We start from the raw sequence: 22,491 nt of genomic DNA on the forward strand, positions 1-22,491 counted from the left end.
TTAATCGAATTAATACAAAGGGTCAGGCCCCGCGGTGCGGGGCCTGTGGCTTATTGACGCACCAGGAACTTGAGGTCGCTGGGGGCATCGATCGGCAATTTCTGCACGGTTTTACCCAGCAGGCCGGTCTTGGGGTCGCGTTCAACCACCACGATTTCATTGCTTTTCTGGTTGGCGATCAGCAGGAACCTGCCGCTCGGGTCCAGGCTGAACTCACGCGGGTGGTCGCCTTCCACGGAGCGGCGCTGCAATTCCTTGAGGTGCGCGGTGGTCGGGTCGATGCTGAACACCAGCACCTGATTGGCCGTCCCCCGGTTGCTCACGTACAGGAACTTGCCGTCGCTGGACGCGTGCAGCGCGGCACCCGCTTTGTCCGACACCGGTTGCCCGGCGGCGAAATCCACCAGTTGGGTCTGGGTGAGCTTACCGTCGTTGTAATCGAATACCGCGACCTGGGCGCTCATCTCGGTGGTCAGCCAGGCGTGCTTGCCGTCCGCGCTGAACAGCAAGTGTCGCGGGCCGCTGCCGGGTGGCAGTGGCACCGACGCAGGGGTCGCCGGGGTCAATGGCAGTTCGTGGTTGGCCCTGGGGTCATAGTGGTAGGCAAACACCTTGTCGGCGCCCAGGTCCTGGACAAACACATATTTGCCATCCGGCGATGACACCACCGAATGCACATGGTTGGAGGCCTGGCGCTCGGGGTTCACACGGCTGGCCGGGTGCCCGCTCAGTTGCACCGGTGCCGACAGCTTGCCGCCCGCGTCGACCGGCAGGATCGCCAGGCTGCCGCCCGGATCTTCGAGGACCGAATAGTTGGCGACGAACAGGTAGCGGCCATCCACGGCGACGCTGGAATGCGTTGGTTCGTTGCCCAGGCTCTGCACCTGGTTGATCAGGGTCAGCTGATGGCTCTGCGGGTCGATGCTGTAGCTGCTGACGCGGCCAACCGGGTCTTTCTGGCCAGGACCGTTCTCGTTGACCACAAACAGGTGCTTCTGGTCTTTGGAGAGCGTCAACCACGACGGGTTGGCGGCCTTCGCGGCCAGCACCGGCTTGCCATTGAACTGGCCAGTACGGCTATCGAATTGCAGGCGGTAGATCCCTTCGCTGCTGCCCGCCGTGTAGCTGCCCACCAGCAGTTCATAGGTGTCGGCGGGCGCGGCCTGCACCGACATCGCACCGACACTGCCCGCCATCAGCAGGGGCCAGAATTTACGCATCATCATCCGCTTCATCCTCATCGTTATTGTTGCCGGTGACCGCGCTCATGCAGACCAGGCGGTGCTCGCCGGAGTCACCGATCAGGGTCCAGCTTTGCAAGGTCTCATCGAAGGTGGCGGTCTCCACCTGTTGCCGGCTGAAGCTCCAGCGTTTTTCCGCACGCCCGTCCATGGCGATGATCTGCAATGTCTCATCATTGAGCGTGAAGTCGAAGGCGTGCAGCCCGTCTATTTCAAGCATGTCGCTGGTGGCTAGGACGTCGGGCAGTTTTTCGGCAGTCATGGCAGGTCAATCATCTACGGGAAAACGCCAATGATAGCCCAGGGGCCCCAGGACGGTGCCGGTTTCGCTACCGGGTGCGTTACAAATACGTCGAAACAGACGCCTCTGCCCCGCACCGCTCAAGGCGTGGGCCCGAGTTCCCGCGGCCCCTGGAAACAGTTCATAACGCATTGCCGAAGCTGGGCGTGCAACGGGCGGGTATTTTTCCCAGCCTGTTTTTGTCTCCCCCAGCCAAGGAAGTGCCTGTATGCAATCGGTCAGAAACACCCCCCGCCTGTTCACGTTTTCGTTGCCGATCGAACCTGAGCCATCGGCCAGCCGTCAACCCGCCACCCCGGCGCCCGAGGCCGCGACACCCATAAGAACCGCGCGCTTATTCTCCCCAGGTCCAGGCAACGTACCCCTGGGCCTGCAAGGCAAGCTCGCAGCCGCTCATCCAGCCCCGGCACTGCCCGACACGCCCGCCAAGGTGGTGGCCAACCAGTTCGCCACGCGCCCGACCGTGCGCTCAGTGGTCGCCAAACTGCTCGACGACGCGCTGAAAATCGACAGTGCCAACACCGCCCTGGCCGGTTCATCGCCAGACCGGCCGACACCCCTGCTGGACCTCGCCCTTGAGCATCTGGCCAGCGGCGCCGAGCTGGACTTTTCCGGCCCGCGCCAGTGGGTCAAGTCCGACACCGGCAGCCCTGCCCCACTGGACAGCCATTCGCTCGAGCTGGCGATCCGCAGCCTGCGCCCCAACCTCAAGCCTGCCTACGCCGAAGCGTTGAGCCAGTACTGGGGCCAGCCGGCCTTTGGCGCCACCAGCCGCTGGCTCTGGCTCAGCGATACATTGAAAAACACCCTGCGCATCGCCGGCCTCCAGCAACCCGGCCTGGGCCCGCAGCAACGCGAAACCCTCGACCAGATCAGCCGCTACCCCGATGCGGGCGAACGCAATACCCTGTACGACGCGGGCGCCGCCAAGGTATTCCGGGTGGACACGACCCTGACGCATCAAGGCACTGCGTCTACGGTGAGCAGCCCAGACCTTTTGATCACACGCCAGGTGGGCGAACGCACCCTGGTGCTGCACGCGACGGCCCAGGGCGTTGTCACGCCTTATACCTCCCTGGAAGCCTTCGCCACAGCCTGGGAGCGCCAACTCAGCGCAACGTTCACGTTCGATCACCTGACCTGGAAACGCACCGAGTCGGATGGCACCGTGTTCGATACCCAGGCCGCCATCATGCTCGATCAACAGTTGCAGAACCTGGACGCGATACAGCTGCCGGCCAAAACCAGTGTGACCAACCTGGAGCAGGTCTTTACCCAGGCCAGCGACACCTCGCACTGGTTCAGTGACACGGCGTCGGCGGCACGGCTTGAGCAGATGCAACGCAAGATGCCGCCATGGCTGACCCAGGCCAGCGACGCCGACCGTTTCACCTACCAACACCAGACCCTTGCGCTGGCCAGCAGTGTGCAGCGCCACCAGGGGCGCACCTTCCTCACCGACATCCCCGACCTGCGCACCTATGCCGAGCAACAGCTCAACGCACATTTGGCGCCCAAGGGCTATACCGCCAAAGACCTGGAGATCACGTTCAACGTGCCGGTCGGCGACCTCGGCAGCGGTTATATCGAACCGATCAAGATGAACCTGGTGGACATGGCCCTGGAAAATCTTGCCGGCCTGCCCAAGGGCGCCATGGAGATTCGCCTGCGCGGGCAACGGGTGAACGACGCGCAGATGCCGCAGAGGCTCAAGGACCTGATCAGCAGCGTCGATATCGGCCAACACTATCCGGCCCTGCTCAATCAGCAACTGCTCAGTGATACCGAGCAGGCGCGGCAGCGCAGCGCCTTGTTTACCGAGCAGGTGCCTGTGCAACTAACCCTGCAGGCCCTGGAACTCAAGCTCAAGGGCGAAGCCGGCATGACCGACGGGGGTTACCGGCTGGTCGAAGCGGTGACGCGGCCCGGCACCGGCCCGCGTACAGTCAACGGGCAGCCCGTCACCGTACGGCCGCTGGCCTTCCTGCACAAACCTGGAGCGACGCCGGACGTGGTCGCCAACATGTTCCTCCTCGAGCCCAAGGACCCGGCACGCGGCCCGCACTTGCTGTATCGCCCGCTGCTGGCACCGCCCTTGCTGGAGTTTGCCAGCCGTGACGCTCTGCTGGCTGCGGTCCAGGCACCTGGCCCGCTGCAACACAGCATCCTGGCCTGGCTGCCCGATGACAAGACCCGTGCGATCTACGCCAACGATGGTTTCAAGACCCCGCACATTGCGCACTACAGCCTGTTCAACGAATTCGATGCACCCGACACGCCCGCGCCGACGGCGTTGGCCGTCGACGGCTATGCCGCGGCCGAGGCACTGGACAAGGCGTTGCTCGACGGCCAGCTGATGCAACACCTGTTCAGTACCAATGCGCGAAGCCTGGTCACGCTCGCCGAGGGCCAGTCCGTCTCCGACGCCCAGAGCCGCTGGGCGTCCCATAAAGAACTGGGCTGGTTGTTATTCAACACACTGCTCCCGGTGCTGCGCGGCCCAGGCGCCATGGCGGGCTGGTTGGTACAACTGGCCAGCGTTGAAAACGATATCAAGCAAGCCAGCGACCCCAGTCACCCCGACCCGGCACAAGCGCTGGTCGACCTGCTGGTAAATGTCAGCACCTTATTGAGCCACACACACCCGGCGCCGGAGCGGCCGGTAGGTCACCTGCCATTTGCGCAGCGACCGGACGTGTCGATTGCCTTACGCCGTGCCACCGGGGAGCCCTCGTCGGCACCGGCAGTGGTCACGCAGGACACCACAATGACAGGCGATGGCCTTGCCGATAGTCACCACCCCTTCGACTTTGCTTTTTCCAGCCCGCGTCAACTGAGCCCCGCCCAACGCGCATTGATCGATTCGTTCAGCGTGCCCGGCCCATCCACGCCGGTGCCCCCCATCAGCCGTGGCGAGACCGAGGGCCTGTACCTCATTGACAACAAATTGCACGCACGTATTGAAAACCGCTGGTTCCGCGTGGCGAGGGACCTGGACGGCGTCTTCGTGATCGATGAACAGGACAAGGCCCGTACCGGCCCGCCGCTGACACGCGATGCCCAGCGGCTATGGCAGTTCGATATACGTCCCAAGCTCAAGGGCGGCATGCCCAAGTCCAGTGCGAGGATGAAAGCCACGCTGGAGCGCAACAACGCACTGAGCGAGGCGAAACTCGCAACGTACGTGAACGAAGTGTTCCGCATGAAGCCTGCGGTGAGTGCCATGGAAACCGCAGGCAAGCGTGTCAAGGAAACCCAAGAGGCCCTTCAAACGTCGGACAAAACCCTCAAGACCCTATGGGGCCTGGCAAACCACGGTGAGCGCAAAGCTGACTTTACCGCGCGTTACCAGCAGGAACGCATGAAGAACCAGGGCCTGGACGCCTTGTTACGCCTTCGCCTGGAGGACTACCAAAAAAGCGTCGACACCCTGATCGCCCACCGCAAGCATGCGATTCAGGTGCTCACCGCCGAGACCCCGGCCCAGGACTTCAACGTCTTCAAGGAAAAGCGCGCCGAAGAATACCAGGCGATCGCTGAAACACTGCGCGCCAATACTACCGACTACCTGTACGTCGGCGATGAGCTCTCGCACGCCATCAGCGGCGAACCGTTGACCAGCCTGATCGAGCGCACCCGCAACAATGAACCGGGGGCCTACGCGGAGTTCATCGACAGCCTGGCCCACCGGGTTGAGCGCCTGACACGGTTGATCAAGGCCAACGAGGCGTATAACCAGGCACTCGATGAGTGGAAAAACGATTCGCCCGCGAGCAAGAAACAGGCCGAAGCCTTTATCAAGGCTACGCGCCAGCCACCGGCCGGCCAGCCATTCAACGCCAACCTGGAACGCCTCAGCGCGTTGCGCGAATTGAGCATCGACCGCAGCGTCGACACACAGTCTCCCGAGGTTGCCTTCTTCCTGGCGCGCTTCAACCGGGCAGACCTCAATAGCGTGGCGACCTCCCATATCGAACTGCAACAGCACGAAGGCTATACCACTGATGAACGTATCGCGGTCCTCAGCCACCTGATCGATCAATACCGGGCCGAATTGAGCAACACCCAGGCACTCCAGGACGTCGACCCCGTCAGCGTGCGGCCGGTGTACGGCAAGTTGTTCGTCGACTACCTGCAAGGGGTGATCGACCAGGCCCAAGCCGAGTTGGCCGATCTGATCCGCGAAGAGCAACACCTGCCGCCCGTGGCGGTGGCGCGCCAGGAACGGCCGCGCAAGTCGAACAACAAAAGGGTATTCAAGACCCGTGACAAGCAGACCCTGGTCGGCACCTTGAGGGCTGCGCAAGCCGGGCAGGACATTCCGATCATCGATGTCCTCGACAGCCGCAACGGCCAGGCGTTGACCAGTTACAGCTGGCACCCGGCCGAGGGCGAGTGGGTGCAGATCGTGCGGGCCGAACCGATAAAACCGGCGCCCGCGCCCTCGCCTAAACCGTTATCCGCCTTGATCGGCAGTGCTCGCAAGCTGATGGACGAGCAGGCCGGCATCGAGCGCTCGATCCAGTTCCAGAAAAAGAAACTCGATGACCCGACGCGCCGAGAGTCGGTCAACCCCAGCGACTGGAGCGACATGCTCGAAGCCCAGGCCCAACGCCTGGAACAAGTTGCGCAGGAAGCCCAGGCCGGCCATGGCGCCCGCAGCGAAACCGCGGCGTGGGTGCAGCAATGGCAGGACGCAGCCAAGGAGATGCGCCGGCGTGCCATTGCCCATCGCTGTGACGGCTACCTGCGCCAGGCCCCCCGCGCACAAAACGTCGAGTACCTGTGGACACATGGACGCGTCGATATCGGCCTGGTCAACCGTGGCAAAAAACTCAAGGGCGGAGACTTCCTTACCGAATATGCCGTGCGCGAGAAAAATGGGCCCAAGGTGCTCTGGTATGCGCACTTCCATTACCCCACCCCCACCACGCCACGCGCCGACCACAGCGCGGCGCACCTGAAGATCCCGGAACAGCGCTTCCTGACGCAACAAGACCTCATCAACCAGGCCGGCCAGGACAACAAACGCATCGAGAGCATCGTGCGCAGCCAGATAAAAGCCCCACTGGATGAAAAACTGTTCCTGAAGCTCTAACCCAGCCGCCCCAAGGAGCCGGTTTGCCCTGATGCCAGTCAGTTAAACGTTTATCGCCTTCTGTAGGAGCGAGGGGGACGCCTAGTTCTTGCTCGCGAAAAACTCACAGGCGCCGCGTTGATTCAGGAAACACGGGACTGTCAGATATTTTGTGTGCGGGCCGGTAACGGCCTGCCGTCAGGCAGGCCATGCTTTACCAGGTTGGCCTGATAAATCGATCTCCGTACAGAATCGCAAATTGATTCATCGCACTTTTCCAGTCATGGGCCGCGGAGCCCCAGTTTGCGGTGATATTGCGCAGTCCAAGCCAGATCAGTTTTGTCGCCGCATCGTCGGTCGGGAAGTGACCTCGGGTCTTGATGATCTTGCGCAACTGAGCGTTGATGCTCTCAATGGCGTTGGTCGTGTAGATCACTTTTCGAATCGCCGGCGGGAACACGAAAAATGGGATCACACGATCCCAAGCGCGGCGCCAGGCAGCCACTACCGTCGGATACTGCTTGCCCCATGGCCCGCTTTCAAACGCATCCAGCGCCTGCTCGGCCGCTTCGGCGGTCACCGCCTGATAGATCGGTTTGAGCGCCTTGGCCAGTTCGCGACGCTTGTCCCAGGCCGCGTAATCAAGACTGTTGCGGATCAGATGAACAATGCATGTTTGCAGTGTCGTGTCTGGAAATACGGCGTTGAGAGCCTCTGGCATGCCTTTCAGTCCATCGGTCACAGCAATCAACACGTCTTCGACGCCGCGTGTCTTGAGGTCGTTGAAAACTTTCATCCAGAACTTGGCGCCCTCGGTATTTTCTACCCAGATGCCGAGAATATCGCGTGTTCCGTCAGGCAAAACGCCCAGGGCCAAGTAAATCGCCTTGTTGCGAACCAGCCCCTCTTCGCGAATTTTGACCCGTAGAGCATCGAAGAAAATAACCGGATACATCGGCTCCAAAGGCCGCTGTTGCCATGCACCGATCTCTGCCATGACCTCGTCGGTTACAGAGCTGATGAAGTCGGGAGAAACGTCAGTACCGTACTGCTCGGAAAGAAACGCTCGGATCTCTCTGACCGTCATTCCACGGGCATACATGGCGATGATCTTGTCGTCGAAACCGGTGTAGCGGCGTTCGTGCTTGGGGATCAAAATGGGCGAAAAACTGCCGTCCCGGTCGCGGGGAATATCCAGTCGGAGCGGACCGTCGCCGGTTAGAACCGTCTTGCCGCTTTTGCCATTGCGCTGGTTGGTTTCATCCTCTGGGCGCTGCGCGCCCGGCGGATAGCCCAAGTGGTGACCTAGCTCTGCACTCAGCGCTCGCTCGATCAAAGCCTTCTTGAACGCCGCAGACGCGTCCTCGATAGCTTCAGCGGTCATCGGTCCATCGGTGAATTGCTCGAGCAGCTCTTTCGGGATTTTCGGCAGCTCTCGCAACGCGGGTTTCTTTTTGGTTGGCATACATGCACCTCTTACTCATGTTATGCCCGAACACAAAATTTCTGACACCCCCCAGGACGCCGGGTTAGCCGTCCTGGGCCAGGGATGGCCCATGACGGCGGCCCACGGATTCAAGCCTGCGTTCGGGCATACCGAGCCTAAGCGAGGTACCGAGTGGTGGGGCAAGAGCCCTTTTGGTTACTTTTGGGGCTCTTTTCCAAAAGTGACCCGCTGTAAGAGCGGAACCCTAAGCGGCCGTTACCGCAGCAACGGATATGTACTCGGTCAAACCCAACGACATGGTCGGCCCAAAGGCCGCCACGGAAGCAAGCTCCCTCGCCACAGACCGCTGAAAAAAGTTGTGTAGATACTTATGCCCCGATGGCGGAGTGTCAGCCCGTACAGTTTTAACTGATGCACCGCCATCGGGGGGCAATGTCGAATCGTCGCACCGCCCCTCCCACCTGCTCAAACCGTGCCCACTGTTACCCAGCGCTCTTCCTGGGCCGCCACGCGAATCGCCGTCGCCAACCGCTCCACTTCCCACGCCGCCTCAAAGTCAGTGCCGTCCGCCCCCTGGCCGGCCAGCGCCATCATCAACTCCTGTACCTCCAGCGTCTTCAGTTCGTTGTAGCCCAACTGATGCCCGGCAGCCGGGCTGAACGCCGCATAACCCGGCAGGGCAGGGCCTGCCAGCAAGCGCTGGAAACCGTCCTGGCCGGCACGGCACAGGCGCAGTTCATTCAAGCGCTCCTGATCGAACGCCAGGGTGCCCTTCGTGCCGCTGATCTCGAAACTCAGGTGGTTCTTGTAGCCATGCTTGAGCCAACTGCTGCTCACCGTGCCGCGTGCGCCGTTGGCGAAACGCAGCAGGGCGTGAATCTGGTCATCCACTGCGATGGCTTTCAATTCGGTACTGCCTTTGATCGCGGGGCGCCGGGTATGAACCGTCTGCGTATCGGCGCACACGCTGAGCACATCGCCGACCAGATAGCGCGCCATCGACAACAAGTGGCTACCCAGGTCCGCCAGGGCGCCACCGGCGTGTTCCACTTCGCAGCGCCATGACCAGGGTGACGCCGGGTCGGCCATGAAGTCTTCGCTGAACTCGCCCTGGAAACTGATGATCTCGCCAAGGTCGCCATTGGCGATCAACTGCCGCGCCAGGCCGATCATCGGGTTGTGCTGATAGTTGTAGCCGACCCGCGTCACCACCCCGGCCGCGCTTGCCGCACGGCGCATGGCATCGGCCTGTTGCAGGCTGACGGCCAGGGGTTTTTCGCAGTACACCGCCTTGCCTGCGGCAATCGCGGCCATGGCCATGGGGTAGTGCAGGTGGTTGGGGGTGGTGATGGCCACGACGTCCACCGACGGGTCGTTGACCAGCGTTTGCCAATCGCCATGGGCCCGGGCAAAGCCCCAGGCGCTGGCGCAACGCTGGGCGCGTTCGGTGTCGGCATCGGCCAGGGCGGCCAGTTTCAGGGTGACGGGCAGTTCAAATACCGCGCGGGCGTTGTTGAAGGCCAGGGCATGGGCACGCCCCATGAAGCCTGTGCCAATCAAGCCGATTCCGAGTTCGCGCATCGCCGTGGTCCTTTGGATTATTGTTTTCAGGAACACTATTAATGGAATAAAAATTCCCAAAATTCAAGATATGGAAAAATTAATTCATTAGGCGCGCGCTATCATTCCGGCTGATGTGGCTATATTCAGCACGTGGCCAAACGCCGTCAGTTAACAAAAGATAACGTAGCGCCGATTGTCAGACGATTCGAAAGCCCGATAGGATGGCCCCTGCTGCCTCCAGGCGCTCTAGATTGCAGGTTTCAGAGCCCAGGAAGGCAAGACGACCTAACAATAATAATGGGAGAAAGGTCTATGAGTGAGCCTGTCATGGGTTGGGTTGTTTGCCGCCCACGTGCCGCACGCAGGGTTGCGTTGCTGGCCACAGCGCTCTCGCTGTTTGGAGCCGTCGCGTTGCCGACCGCCGTCCAGGCCGCCAGCGATACCCCCGCCGCCGCGGTGTTTGCGATTGAATCCCCCAAGGCCGCCAAGGGCCTGATGATCGACGTGGTCCATGCCGGCAAGCGCCTGGTGGCGGTCGGTGATCGCGGGCATATCCTCTATTCCGATGACCAGGGCACTACCTGGACCCAAGCCAAAGTTCCCACCCGGCAACTGCTGACGGCGGTGTATTTCGTCGATGACCAGCACGGCTGGGCGGTCGGCCATGATGCGCAAGTCCTCGCCAGCACCGACGGCGGTGCCACCTGGAGCCAGCAATACCAGGACCTCAAGCGCGAAGCGCCGTTGCTCGACGTATGGTTCAAAGACGCCAGCCACGGCCTGGCCGTCGGTGCCTACGGTGCGCTGATCGAAACCACCGACGGCGGCAAGACCTGGAACGACGTCAGCGACCGCCTCGATAACGAAGACCAGTTTCACCTCAACGCCATTGCTTCTATCAAGGACGCCGGCCTGTTTATCGTGGGCGAGCAGGGCAGCATGTTCCGCTCCAGCGACGACGGCCAGACCTGGGAAAAACTCGAAGGCCCCTACGAGGGCTCGCTGTTTGGCGTGATCAGCACCGCTCAACCGCAGACCCTGCTGGCCTATGGTTTGCGCGGCAACCTGTACCGCTCCACGGATTTCGGCAGCACCTGGGAGCAGGTCGAATTGAATGCCGCGCGCGGCGCCCTGGAGTTCGGCTTGTCGGGGGCGACCTTGCTCGATGACGGCTCATTGGTGGTGGTCGGCAACGGCGGCAGCGTGGTGGTCAGCCATGACGACGGCCAGACCTTCAGCGTATTCAACCGCCCGGACCGCATTTCGTTGTCGGCCGTCACGGCGGCAGGCAACGGCAACTTGATTCTGGTCGGGCAGGGTGGTGTTCGCGTCGCCACGCCCACCGGCGCCGAACCGACAAAACAATAAGAAGGCGGGGAAAGAATGAGCAGTCATCACAACGATAAAGCGACCTTTCTTGAGCGCCTGATCTTCAACAACCGCCCGGCGGTTATCGTCATTTGCCTGCTGGTGAGTGTGTTCCTGTTCTGGCAGGCGACGTTGATTCGCCCGTCCACCAGCTTTGAAAAAATGATCCCGCTCAAGCACCCCTTCATCGAGAAGATGATGGAACACCGCAACGACCTGGCCAACCTGGGCAACACGGTGCGCATCTCGGTGGAGGCCAAGGACGGTGACATCTTCACGAAGGAGTACATGGAGACCCTGCGCCAGATCAACGACGAGGTGTTCTACATCTCCGGCGTCGACCGCTCGGGCCTCAAGTCGCTGTGGAGCCCCAGCGTGCGCTGGACCGAAGTGACCGAAGAAGGTTTTGCCGGTGGTGAAGTGATCCCGCAGAGCTACAACGGCTCGCCGCAAAGCCTCGACCAACTGCGCAACAACGTGCTCAAGTCAGGCCAGGTCGGGCGCCTGGTGTCCAACGATTTCAAGTCGAGCATTGTCGATATCCCACTGCTGGAGTCCTACCCGGACCCGCAGGACCAGGGCAAGCTACTGGCCCTGGATTACCGCAAGTTCTCCCATGAACTGGAAGACAAGATCCGCGACAAGTTCGAAGCGCAGAACCCCAACGTCAAGATCCATATCGTCGGCTTTGCCAAGAAGGTCGGCGACCTGATCGACGGCCTGGTGATGGTGGTGCTGTTCTTCGGCGTTGCGTTCGTCATCACCCTGGTTCTATTGCTGTGGTTCACCAACTGCCTGCGCAGCACGGTCGCGGTATTGAGTACCACGCTGGTGGCGGTGGTCTGGCAACTGGGCTTGATGCACTTCTTCGGCTTCGGGCTGGACCCGTATTCGATGCTGGTGCCGTTCCTGATCTTCGCCATCGGTATTTCCCATGGCGTGCAGAAGATCAACGGTATCGCCCTGCAATCCAGTGAGGCCGACAACGCGCTGACCGCCGCGCGGCGTACCTTCCGGCAACTGTTCCTGCCGGGGATGATCGCGATCCTCGCGGATGCCGTGGGCTTTATCACGCTGTTGATCATCGACATCGGGGTGATCCGTGAACTGGCCATCGGCGCGTCCATCGGCGTGGCGGTGATCGTGTTCACCAACCTGATCCTGCTGCCGGTGGCGATTTCCTATGCCGGCATCAGCCAGCGCGCCATCGCCCGCAGCAAGAAGGATGCACACCGCGACCACCCGTTCTGGCGCCTGCTGTCGAAATTTGCCAGCGCCAAAGTGGCGCCGGTCTCGATCCTGCTCGCGCTGGTCGCCTTCGGCGGCGGCCTCTGGTACAGCCAGAACCTGAAGATCGGCGACTTGGACCAAGGCGCGCCGGAGCTGCGCCCGGACTCGCGCTACAACAAGGACAACAACTTCATCATCAGCAACTACTCGACCAGTTCCGACGTGCTGGTGGTGATGGTCAAGACCAAGGCCGAAGGTTGCTCGCGCTATGAAGCCATGGCGCCGATCGACCAGTTGATGTGGAAGATGCAGAACACCGAGGGCGTGCAGTCGGCGATCTCGCTGGTGACCGTGTCCAAGCAGATGATCAAGGGCATGAACGAGGGCAACCTGAAATGGGAAACCCTGTCGCGTAACCCGGATGTCCTGAACAACTCCATCGCCCGCGCCGATGGCCTGTACAACAACAATTGCTCGCTGGCGCCGGTGCTGGTGTTCCTCAACGACCACAAGGCCGAAACCCTCGACCGCGCGGTGCATGCGGTGCAGGCGTTCGCCAAGGAGAACAACAAGGACGGCCTGGAGTTCATCCTCGCCGCCGGTAACGCCGGGATCGAAGCGGCCACCAACGAAGTGATCAAGGCGTCGGAGCTGACCATCCTGATCCTGGTGTACCTGTGCGTGGCCACCATGTGCATGATCACCTTCCGTTCCTGGGCGGCGACCCTGTGCATCGTGCTGCCGTTGGTGCTGACCTCGGTACTGGGCAACGCGCTGATGGCGTTCATGGGGATCGGCGTCAAGGTCGCGACCTTGCCGGTGGTGGCCCTGGGCGTGGGGATTGGCGTGGACTACGGCATCTACATCTACAGTCGCCTGGAAAGCTTCCTGCGCGCCGGCCTGCCACTGCAAGAGGCCTACTACCAGACGCTCAAGTCCACCGGCAAGGCCGTGCTGTTTACTGGCCTGTGCCTGGCGATCGGCGTGTGCACCTGGATCTTCTCGGCGATCAAGTTCCAGGCCGACATGGGCCTGATGCTGACCTTCATGCTGCTGTGGAACATGTTTGGCGCGCTGTGGCTGCTGCCGGCGCTGGCCCGCTTCCTGATCAAGCCCGAGAAACTGGCGGGGCAGAAGGGCAATTCGCTGTTTGCCCACTGAGCCCTGGGGTGAGGGCGTCTGGCCCTCACCCCAAGGTGGACCTTCAGGCCGGTATCACGGGTTCGCTCGCGGTAGCGGCGCGATCGCCAGGAAAATCTGGTCGACGGGAGGCGTGATCAGTACATAGACAATGTTGGTGACCGGTTCGCTGCCGGGGTCCCGGAGGTTGCGCAAGTAGGCTTGGACGTGTTCCTTGAGCAAATCCTTCTGGGTGAATTTGCGCTGTTCGGGCAGCTTCAAATGCGCCCGGGTGTAACGGGCGGGCGGGGCGTCGGCCGTGGCGTAGTGGAAGTGCGCGTACCACAACACCGCCGGCGGTTTTTTCGCCTTGTCGTAAACCGCGTATTCGGTGAAGAAGTCGCCGCTGAGGGTCGGACGTTGCGGGTCGGCCAGGCTCGTCAGGTTGATGTCGATTTCTTGATGCTCCCACAGGTAGTTGAGGCTCTCCGGTGTCGGCCATTGGCGCTTGTAGGCTTCACTGCACACGCGTTGAGCCTGCCGGTTCATATCCCGGGCCTGCGCGAGGTATTCGTCGACCAGGTCCTGGGCCGATAGCTTGTCGAGGTGATCGCGCTGTATTTCCTCGGCCAGTGCCGTGAGTTTTCTCGCATGGCCAGTGAGCAGTTCATCCCAGTCGCCCGGATTGACCTGCTGACGGGTGAGGGGCGAGTCGAGTTTTTGCTGGTCGGTCGCAATCGTGTGATCAATGCCTTTGCGCTGTTCGATCAGCGCCTGGCCAAGGCTTTTGAGGGTGGCGAGTGAGCGGCTCTGTGGTTCGGTTGGCACCGGGGCGGCAGGTTCGTCTTCGGTGGCTGCCCAGCCGTCTTCGTGTCGGCTGAAGGCGCTGACGGTTTCACCGGTCAGCGTATCGGTGATGGTGAAACGTTCCTCGGCGCCTTGTGCACCGGCAGGCTTGAGTTCGCCGATGAGGTATTGCTTCCTACGGGTTTTGAAGACACGTTTTGTCGGCAGTTTGGGGCGCAGGTTTTTTGACAGGGGCAGCTCCACGTCCAGCGCTTCCTGCTTGCGCACCACGGCTTCCAGCTCGTTTTGTGCAAGCGCCTTGGCATATTCGAGACCTTTGAGCAGGCGCTCGGACTCCGGGCGCAGTCGACGCGGGTTGATGACCTTGAGTGCGCGGATGGCCTCTTCATAGCGGTTGTACTGCTTGAGGACCGTCTCGTAGACATCCCGTTGTTCGGCCAGCGGGTATTCGGCGCTGCTGCGCACTTCAACGTGAGACAGCAGCACCTCGAACAGGTCGATGTGCTCAAGGCGCCTGATGTAGAGGTCTTCTTCGGGCGGCGGCACGGTATCGGTCATTTCCACGCTGACAGCGGCGAGATAATTCAGCGCATTGAGTTTCAGGTTGTCGGAAAAAAAATGCTGTGGGAAGGCGATTTCATCCAGCAGTTTTTGACGTACCACCCGCCCGGCCCGCGAGTCCTGTTCCAGCCGTTGAAGGGTGTTCTCCATGGCTGCCGAGACCTCGCCCATGTGCTGGCGGATGTTGGCCGACTCAATGGCGTTGCTGATGTATTCGTTGTAGACGGTGCGGTCGCCCAGCAAATTGTCGATAAACATCCGGCGCGCCATCTCTGCCATCGGCTCCCCCGCGCGGGAGAAGCGCATGGCGTTGAGCCGGCCCAATAGCAAGGTGTGAATGAACAGCTGTTGATCCCAGATGGTGTTGAGGATTTTCTCGCGGTCGCGCACGTGCGCACCCGCCCCACCGACTTTTTCCAGTTCCTGGCCCAGCGTGACCATTTCCAGGCGCGGGGGGAGCGACTGGGCAAACAAGACTTCCAGGTTTTGCAGCAGAATCTCGAATTCGCTACGCAGCGTCTGGTGCCTGAGGGTTTCCTGCTGGTGGCGTGCTTCCAGCCCCGGCCTTTGTGCATCAGTCGCCTTTTTCAGCAGCTCTGCCGTCAGTTGGACGATCTTGCGTTGATGCTTCAGGGCATCCAATGCGTTTTGTGTGGGTTTAAGCGATGCATCGAATGGCTCCAGCAGTTGCGGGATTTCTTGGCTGAGTGCCTGTACGCGCGCGAGCACCTGCTCTTTCTTGCGCCGGTTTTGCGCTTGCAGTTCGTCCTTTCTGCCGCCGCCCAACAGCTTCAGCCCAGGGTCGAGGGTCCAGCGGCCCCTCCCGTCGGTCTTGAGCTTGATACCGGGGTGGTCTGGATGCTCAGGGTGAATGATGAACACCTCGCCAAAGCCCGGAACAATACTGACCCTGAACAACAAGCCGCCGACGGAGGCATGCCATCGGCCGTCAATGCTGTACAACCCCGCGTGGGGGCCGATCTTGACCGGCTCTGGTGCGGGCGTGGGCCAGGCGATGTTGACGGATCGCAGTTTGTCCAACAGCCTGGCCGAGGCGCTGTCGCTGGCCAGGGAATGGTCAAAATCCATCAGCGTGCGGCCACCCCCCGGTGGTTCCGCGGGCAGGCCGACAATGCCGCGCGCAACCACTGCTGTTCGCGTTGTTGCCGGGCCGGGCAGCGGGTGCCTGAAGGGCTCGAGGGTCAGGGCTTGTGCATCGAACGGTGGGGTGTCGGCAACGGGAGCCGGGGTGCCGTGATGGATCATCAACAGGCTGATGTTGAGCAACAGGTCGACCCACGCCAGCTCCCTCGCGGTGGGGTTGTCACTTTCCAGCGCCGGCAGGTCTTGGGTGAGGCCTTGCGCCAGTTGCAGGAGCCAACCGACTGCCGCCAAAGGCCCGCGCACGGCCATCAACAGCGTATTGAACCCCAGTTGCATACCTTCCAGGATCAGCGCCCAGCGGCTTTCGCGGTTGGACGTCGACTCGCGCTCGGCCTGGTCCAACAGCTGTCGGGTTTCACTGCCAAACAGGTACTCCATGAGGTTGCCGTGGTTGAGTGACTGAAGCAGTTCGCCACCGCTTTCGTCGCCAGCCCCCGCCAGTTCTGCGGGCGTGGGTACCCTGGGCAGGCTGTCGAACTCCGAACCCATGCCGACACGCACGATGTGGGGTTGCGTAAAACCGCCATGGCTGTAGATCGCCCTGGCAGCGTCCGGCAACCAGGCCAGGACGCTGTCCTGCAGGGGGCCGGGCTGCACGATGGCTGCGAGCAATTGCTCGCGGCGGGCGAATTCGCGCAGTGAGTCGGGATAGGCTGGACGATAAAGCACGTGCGGCCCCAACTGGGTGTCGAGAGGCTCGATGATGAACATGTTTTGCACGACATCCGCCGTCGCCCCAGGCCTGCGCAGAAACGCCAGCGGGCGAATGACGATGGCGTTGCCGTCGATGCGACGCGCCATGGGGTCGGGATCGAGCACCGCGTTCACATATTGGACGCCTCGGGAGGTCAGGCCCGCTTCGCCTTTGATTTTGTGCTCCAACGCCCGGATTTTCAGGTGGATGGGCCGTTGCTGCTGGAACAGCCGCTGGCGTTTTTGCGCCGCCTCGGTGTCGCTCATCAGCGCCTGGCGCAGGTAGTTGGGGTAATTCTTACCGATGTCGACACGCTGGATCAGTTGGAGGATGTAGTCGGCGGTCAGCCAGGCTTCCACTTCCCGGCCCCAGCGGTGGCTTAGGGTCATGCGCCCTTTGGGTCTTCCCGAGAGGTTCTTCAGGGCCAGGTCCACCAGGGTCATGGAGACCGGCTCGATGTAACCGCCCTCCAGGCTGCCCACCGGGACATGAAAGGTCAGCTCCACGTCATCGGCGGCGTACCCGGCAGACAATGTCTCCTGGCTGCAGGTACGCACGCCGCCCAGGGCCTCGGCGCGGTCCAGGCACAGTTGGTGGTTCAAGTGCTGGGTCGCGTAGCTGCGCAGTGTTTCCAGGCTGTCGAAGTCGGCGTCACCCAAGGTCAGGCGCCGGATCCCGGCTTGTTCGATCAGGCATTGGCGATAGGCCAGGCGGTCGGCGGCGCTGGCGCGTTGCAGCCAGACGGGAAGGGCGGACTGGAGGGACGACAGGGTTGCCAGGGGCGTGGCGGCGGCGGTGAATAATCGGCCGGGGTTTACGGTGGTGGCGAACAACTGCTCGAGGGCGGTCACCGTAGACCTGGCGGGAAGTTCAATCGTGGCCAGGTCATCCAGTTGCTGGTTCAGTACCAGCGCGGCTTGTATCTCGAAGATATTGCCGTCGGGTTCATACTGCCGCCAGGTGATCTTGTCGGCCAGGAAACGTTGTTGCATGCGCTCGCCCCAGGCTTGGCCGAAGGCATCCAGGTCGGAGTATGAGTCGATCTTGCCGTCGAGGCTGCACAGCAACACCTGCGTTCGGCTGACGATCAGGATCTCGCTGGCTTGCAGCGTGAGTCGGGCGCCTGCCCGTTCCAACTCCGTCTCCAGGGTATAGGCGCGCACCGCGTTCTCGGGCCAGGGGCGTGCGGCGCGGGTGACTCTGTCGGGATAGCGGCTCAAGATGCTGAGGATGTTCAGTGGTTGGGCTGCGTCACCGGCCTGGCGCGTGGCGGATTCGAGCAGCGAGCCTTGCAGCACATCGGCCAGCCATTTCCAGCGACTAACGCCGGCGTCACTGTCCTGGCTCCAATAGGTTGCCAATGCCTGTTGAAAATCGATGAACAGAAGCGTGGGCAGTTCGTTGATGACCCCTTCGATGACCTCCAGGTCATAGTCGCGACTGCTCCCATTGATGGGATAGGTCAGGCGGTTGCCGGTGACTCCGCTCAAGTAGCTGTCCAGGCCCAGGCGTGTCGATACATCGGGAAAGCTGCCATCAGCCAGGTAGCCCAGCGTGACCTCCAGCAAGGGGAGCAGGGTGCGACCGCCACCTTCACGGGGCACGGCTAATCGAAGGTCCGCGAGTGGGTAAGTCAGCGGCGGGTATTTTTCCTTGAGGTTGGTGGCGAGCAGTTGCGCGGTGACTGAGCGCAATGTCGGGCAGGTGCGGAACTGGGCTTCAACCGCTTGTCGGATCGGCTGTGCGGCAGGTGGGGTGTTTGGGGCAGGCATGGGAGTTCCTTTTCCGTTGAATGAAGACGCGCCCATGCACGTTAATGTGCCGTGTTCGGGGGAGGTGGTAGCCCGTTAGGGGGGAGGCGGCTTGTTAAGGGGGCACGGTGGGGCGCGCATTCGGAGTGGCTGCGATGGCGACGTGTTTTGGCGGGCAAGCCGTAATGCCTTTGTAGGAGCGAGGGGGACGCCTAGTTCTTGCTCGCGAAAAACGTCAACGATAACGCGTGTTTCCGGGGGTGTCAGAAATTTTGTGTTCGGGCATAACATGAGTAAGAGGTGCATGTATGCCAACCAAAAAGAAACCCGCGTGACGTCTCGGCAGAAGGCAAGGCGTCGGAGTCTGCCGCAGCGAAAAGCGGCTGGATGAACGGTTTTGAAAATCAGAAAGGGCTCACCACAGTCAGGAAAAAGACGCGAAAAACCTACCCAAAGGGCTACACAAAAAAGCGATCCAACCGATTGCAGTACACCACTCAAATAAAAACTGCTCTCATCCTTGCCCGATTTTCCTGCGTGCCCGTCATGGTTAATAGAACCTCCATTACGCAGGATTTCCCATGTCGCGCCTTGCTCGTCCCTTGCACCCACTGGCCCTGTCCGTGGCGATTGCCTTTGCCGCCGTGCCGCTGCTGATCGTGCCGTCCGCCTTCGCTGAAGAAAGCCGCAGCGCCTTGCGCCGTTTCCAGATTCCGGCCGGCGAATTGAGCCAGGCACTCAATAGCCTGGCCGAACAGGCGGGCCTGGTGCTGGCTTTCGATGCAAGCCTGGCCCGTGGCAAACGCAGCAATGGCTTGAGCGGGCAATACGACACTGAGGTAGCGCTGAATCATGTGCTCGCCGGTAGCGGCTTGCAGGCGCTGAAGATCTCCGCCGACCGCTACCGTCTGGAAGCTATCCCGGATAACGGCGGGGCCATGGAGTTACAGGCCACGACCATCAGCGCGGCCGACCGGGCCGACAGTCCGACCGGGCCGGTGGCCGGCTACGTGGCCACGCGCAGCCTGTCAGGAACCAAGACCGACACCGCAGTGATTGAAACCCCGCAGTCGATTTCTATCGTCACTAAAGACCAGATGCGCGCACAGAACGCCGAGAGCCTTAACCAGATCCTGCGCTACAGCGCCGCTGTCGTTCCGGAAACCCGTGGCGCCACGGCCTCGCGATTGGACCAACTGACCATCCGTGGCTTCGCCCCATCCACCTACCTCGATGGCCTGCGCGTGCCTTCCAGCCGTGACGCCTTGCCGCAAAAGGATGCTTTCGACCTGGAGCGCGTCGAAGTACTGCGCGGCCCGGCGTCGGTGCTGTATGGCCAGGGCACGCCGAGCGGGGTGATCAATATGGTCACCAAGCGCCCGCTGGACACGCCGTTTCATGAAGTGGGCGTCGAATACGGCACCTTCAACAAGAAGCGCACCACCTTCGACCTCAGTGGCCCGATCGACGATCAGGGCGTGTATGCCTACCGTGTGGCGGGATTGTTCGACGAGGCCGACGGCCAGGTCGAACACACCGAGACCCGCCGCCAGTCGCTGTCCAGTGCATTCACCTGGCGCCCCGACGAGGCCACCTCGCTGACCTTGCTCGGGCATTTCCAGAAGGACCCCCAGGGCGCATCCTACGGCTCGGTGCCGGCCTGGGGCTCGGTGCTGCACAGTCCGACCGGGCGCAAGATCGACGTGGACTTCTACGACGGCGAAAAGAATTTCGAGAAGAGTGACCGTGAGTATTACTCCCTTGGCTACGCGTTCGAACATCATGTCGACGATGTCTGGACCGTGCGCCAGAACGCGCGTTACCTGCGTGCCGAAGGTGTCTATCGGAGCCTCTACAACAGCTACCTCAGGGCGGATTACCGCACGTCCAAGCGTTCGACCATTGCCACCGATGTCGACATGGACGCCTACAATCTCGACAACCAACTGCAAGCCAAATTCGACACCGGGCCATTGCAGCACACGTTGTTGATGGGCCTCGATTACCAGAACACCAGCACCGACACCAAGGCCGGTTACGGCTCGGGGCCGGACCTGGATATCTTCGACCCGGTCTACGGCGCGCCCGTGGCCACGCCAGCGTTCACCACCGATGCGACCTCGCGCAGCGAACAGACGGGGGTCTACCTGCAGGAGCAAATGAAGTGGGACCAATGGGTGCTGTTGCTCGGCGGTCGCTATGACTGGGCCAGCACCGACAGCACTACCAAGACCCTGAGCAGTGGCGCCAAGAGCAAATCCTCCCTGGACAGCAAGGCGTTTACCGGGCGTGTGGGCCTGGTCTATCTGTTTGAAAACGGTCTGGCGCCTTACGCCAGCTATGCCGAGTCGTTCAACCCGCAATCGGGCACCGGCTACGGTGGTTCGGTGTTCAAGCCGACCGAGGGCAAGCAGTATGAAATCGGTATCAAGTACCAACCGCCAGGCAGCAACAGCTTTATCACGGCGGCGATTTTCGACCTGCGCCAGAGCAACGTGCCTACCATCGACCCAGACCCGAACCACCTGTGTGGCAATGGCCGTTGCAACATCCAGGACGGCGAACAGCAATCCCGTGGCTTTGAACTGGAAGGCAAGGCCAGCCTCAACGACAACCTGGACATCACCGCCGCCTACGCGTACCTGGATAACCGTGCGAGCAAGTCCAACAGCACCGCGCAGTACGCGCCGGTCAGCGATGTGGGCGTAGGGCCGGCGATCCCGGTCAAAGGCACGACCACGTACGGCCTGCCGCGCCATACGGCCTCGGCCTGGGCTGACTACACCTTCCATGATGGCCAGTTGAAAGGATTCGGCGCCGGTGCTGGCGCACGCTATGTCGGATCGTCCTGGGGGGATACTGCCAACACCCTGAAAGTCCCGGGCTACACCTTGTTTGACGCGGCGGTGCACTACGACATTGCGAATATCGCCAACCCCAAGGACAACCTGCGCCTGGCGCTGAACGCCACCAACCTGGCGAATAAAGAATACGTGGCGTCCTGCTTGTCCTACTCCTGGTGCTGGTATGGCTCGCAACGCACCGTGCAGGCGAGCGCCACTTATCGGTGGTGAACCCATGCAGTCCCTGTAGTGCGATAGAACTCACTCCTACCGTGTGCAATAAGGCAATTTAGTGGCCCCTTTGTAACAAAATTCTCGCCAGAATCGCTTTTATTTTCAGGTGGTTAGGTGAGGGAACAAATGCGCACTGTTGGAATCATGCTGTTCGCCTGCTCCCTGGCCGGCGGCGCGGCTACCGTGCAGGCACGGGAGTTGCGCGAGGGGGACAAGTACATGTGCAGTTGGGGCGCAGGTACTGCCGCCAGGGCCCAGGAACTCAAGCTGTCAGGGGTTTCGCTGTATGCCGCGCGACAAAAGATCCAGACCATCAAGTTCAATAAATCGTGGATGCGCATGATGGCCATGGGCATCACCGAGCAGACCTATGACAGCCGCTCTCGGCTCAAGCCCGAGGCGATTCGCCAGACGTTCTATCAGGACTGCCTGCGCTACAAAGTGGCGCGTAAATAAACGACTGGCCAGCAGCGCCTGTGCTCTTGATCTGCCCCTGCGGGGCAGGCGCTTTACAAATCCACCACAATCCCATGTTTCATTTTGCATACAATTGCGTCCTGCATGGAGGAGGCAAGTATGCAAACGCTTTATGCCATTGGCACCTTGGTGGTGGCCAACGAGATGGGTGACGACGTCCGCTACGAAAAGAGCAGGGCGCTATAACCTCATGAACCCGCCAGCGGCTGAATCGTCCAACAGCTTGCGTTATTTCGCGTTCGGGGTGCTGTGTGTCGCAGGGGCACTGGGGATCTATTTCGTGCAGTTCAATGCCGAGGTCGACCGCCAACGCGAAGCGGCGGCCGAGCGCATTGCCTTGTGCCGGCAAGTGGAGCGTGTGGCCAGTGCGGCATCGTCTAACAGTGTCGAACTTCGCGAAACCTGCAAACGGTTGAACGGGCAATCCTCTAAAAGTGTCACGCCGCTTTAATTAATAACCATTGTTTATAAAGGGATATATGGGGTGGAAGTAATCGCGATACTTGCACCAAAAAGTGGCACTCATATACCCCTCTACCTTAAAAAATATGTGGTTATTGAATGACTTACGACGCTTTTAATCCGACGAAAGGATTAAAATAATCTTGTTACAG

Annotated in this window: 11 protein-coding genes; 6 read left to right on the forward strand and 5 right to left on the reverse strand. The window is 61.2% G+C overall.

From position 1 onward, the window contains the following. Positions 1 to 50 precede the first annotated feature (50 nt). Together A7317_RS16190 and A7317_RS16195 are read right to left on the reverse strand one after the other, a co-directional pair. Positions 51 to 1,226 (reverse strand): lactonase family protein, encoded by a 1,176-nt coding sequence (locus A7317_RS16190; RefSeq protein ID WP_069076318.1) that lies wholly within the window; start codon positions 1,224 to 1,226, stop codon positions 51 to 53. Next, the gene (locus A7317_RS16195; protein ID WP_069076319.1) at positions 1,213 to 1,503 is read right to left on the reverse strand and encodes a DUF5629 family protein; all 291 of its coding nucleotides are present in this window, start codon (positions 1,501 to 1,503) and stop codon (positions 1,213 to 1,215) included. The genes A7317_RS16190 and A7317_RS16195 overlap by 14 nt, the downstream gene beginning before the upstream one ends. A gap of 247 nt (positions 1,504 to 1,750) precedes the next feature. On the opposite strand from A7317_RS16195, the gene A7317_RS16200 reads away from it, so the two are divergent. Next, positions 1,751 to 6,640, forward strand: coding sequence for a hypothetical protein (locus tag A7317_RS16200; RefSeq protein WP_237141769.1), 4,890 nt, complete (start codon positions 1,751 to 1,753; stop codon positions 6,638 to 6,640). 193 nt (positions 6,641 to 6,833) lie between these two features. On the opposite strand, the gene A7317_RS16205 is transcribed toward A7317_RS16200, so the two are convergent. Continuing rightward, positions 6,834 to 8,084: an IS256 family transposase gene (locus A7317_RS16205; protein WP_069074985.1), complete on the reverse strand. Its 1,251-nt coding sequence runs from the start codon at positions 8,082 to 8,084 to the stop codon at positions 6,834 to 6,836. A gap of 447 nt (positions 8,085 to 8,531) precedes the next feature. Beyond that, complete coding sequence (locus A7317_RS16210; RefSeq protein ID WP_024075925.1) at positions 8,532 to 9,647, reverse strand: Gfo/Idh/MocA family protein; 1,116 nt, start codon at positions 9,645 to 9,647, stop codon at positions 8,532 to 8,534. Between the two features lie 309 nt (positions 9,648 to 9,956). On the opposite strand from A7317_RS16210, the gene A7317_RS16215 reads away from it, so the two are divergent. Both A7317_RS16215 and A7317_RS16220 read left to right on the forward strand, forming a co-directional pair. Next, on the forward strand, positions 9,957 to 10,997 hold the full coding sequence (locus A7317_RS16215; protein ID WP_069081340.1) for a WD40/YVTN/BNR-like repeat-containing protein: 1,041 nt from the start codon (positions 9,957 to 9,959) through the stop codon (positions 10,995 to 10,997). Positions 10,998 to 11,012: 15 nt separating this feature from the next. After that, positions 11,013 to 13,388: an efflux RND transporter permease subunit gene (locus A7317_RS16220; RefSeq protein ID WP_069076320.1), complete on the forward strand. Its 2,376-nt coding sequence runs from the start codon at positions 11,013 to 11,015 to the stop codon at positions 13,386 to 13,388. 54 nt (positions 13,389 to 13,442) lie between these two features. On the opposite strand, the gene A7317_RS16225 is transcribed toward A7317_RS16220, so the two are convergent. After that, a complete protein-coding gene (locus A7317_RS16225; RefSeq protein WP_069076321.1) occupies positions 13,443 to 18,344 on the reverse strand; it encodes a dermonecrotic toxin domain-containing protein in 4,902 nt (1,633 codons plus the stop codon). A 560-nt stretch (positions 18,345 to 18,904) separates the two neighbouring features. Here A7317_RS16225 and A7317_RS16230 point away from each other — a divergent pair. The 3 genes from A7317_RS16230 to A7317_RS16240 all read left to right on the forward strand — a co-directional run bounded on the left by A7317_RS16230 (position 18,905) and on the right by A7317_RS16240 (position 22,328). Next, positions 18,905 to 21,397 carry a TonB-dependent siderophore receptor gene (locus tag A7317_RS16230; protein ID WP_069076322.1) on the forward strand — a complete coding sequence of 831 codons (2,493 nt, stop codon included), beginning with the start codon at positions 18,905 to 18,907 and terminating at the stop codon, positions 21,395 to 21,397. 129 nt (positions 21,398 to 21,526) lie between these two features. Then, entirely contained in the window at positions 21,527 to 21,856 is a 330-nt protein-coding gene (locus A7317_RS16235; protein WP_024076003.1) for a hypothetical protein, read from the forward strand. A 211-nt stretch (positions 21,857 to 22,067) separates the two neighbouring features. Further along, positions 22,068 to 22,328, forward strand: coding sequence for a hypothetical protein (locus tag A7317_RS16240; RefSeq protein ID WP_024076002.1), 261 nt, complete (start codon positions 22,068 to 22,070; stop codon positions 22,326 to 22,328). The last annotated feature ends 163 nt before the right edge of the window (positions 22,329 to 22,491 follow it).

Origin of the sequence: Pseudomonas fluorescens, assembly GCF_001708445.1 — a bacterium.
Lineage (GTDB): Bacteria > Pseudomonadota > Gammaproteobacteria > Pseudomonadales > Pseudomonadaceae > Aquipseudomonas > Aquipseudomonas gorinensis.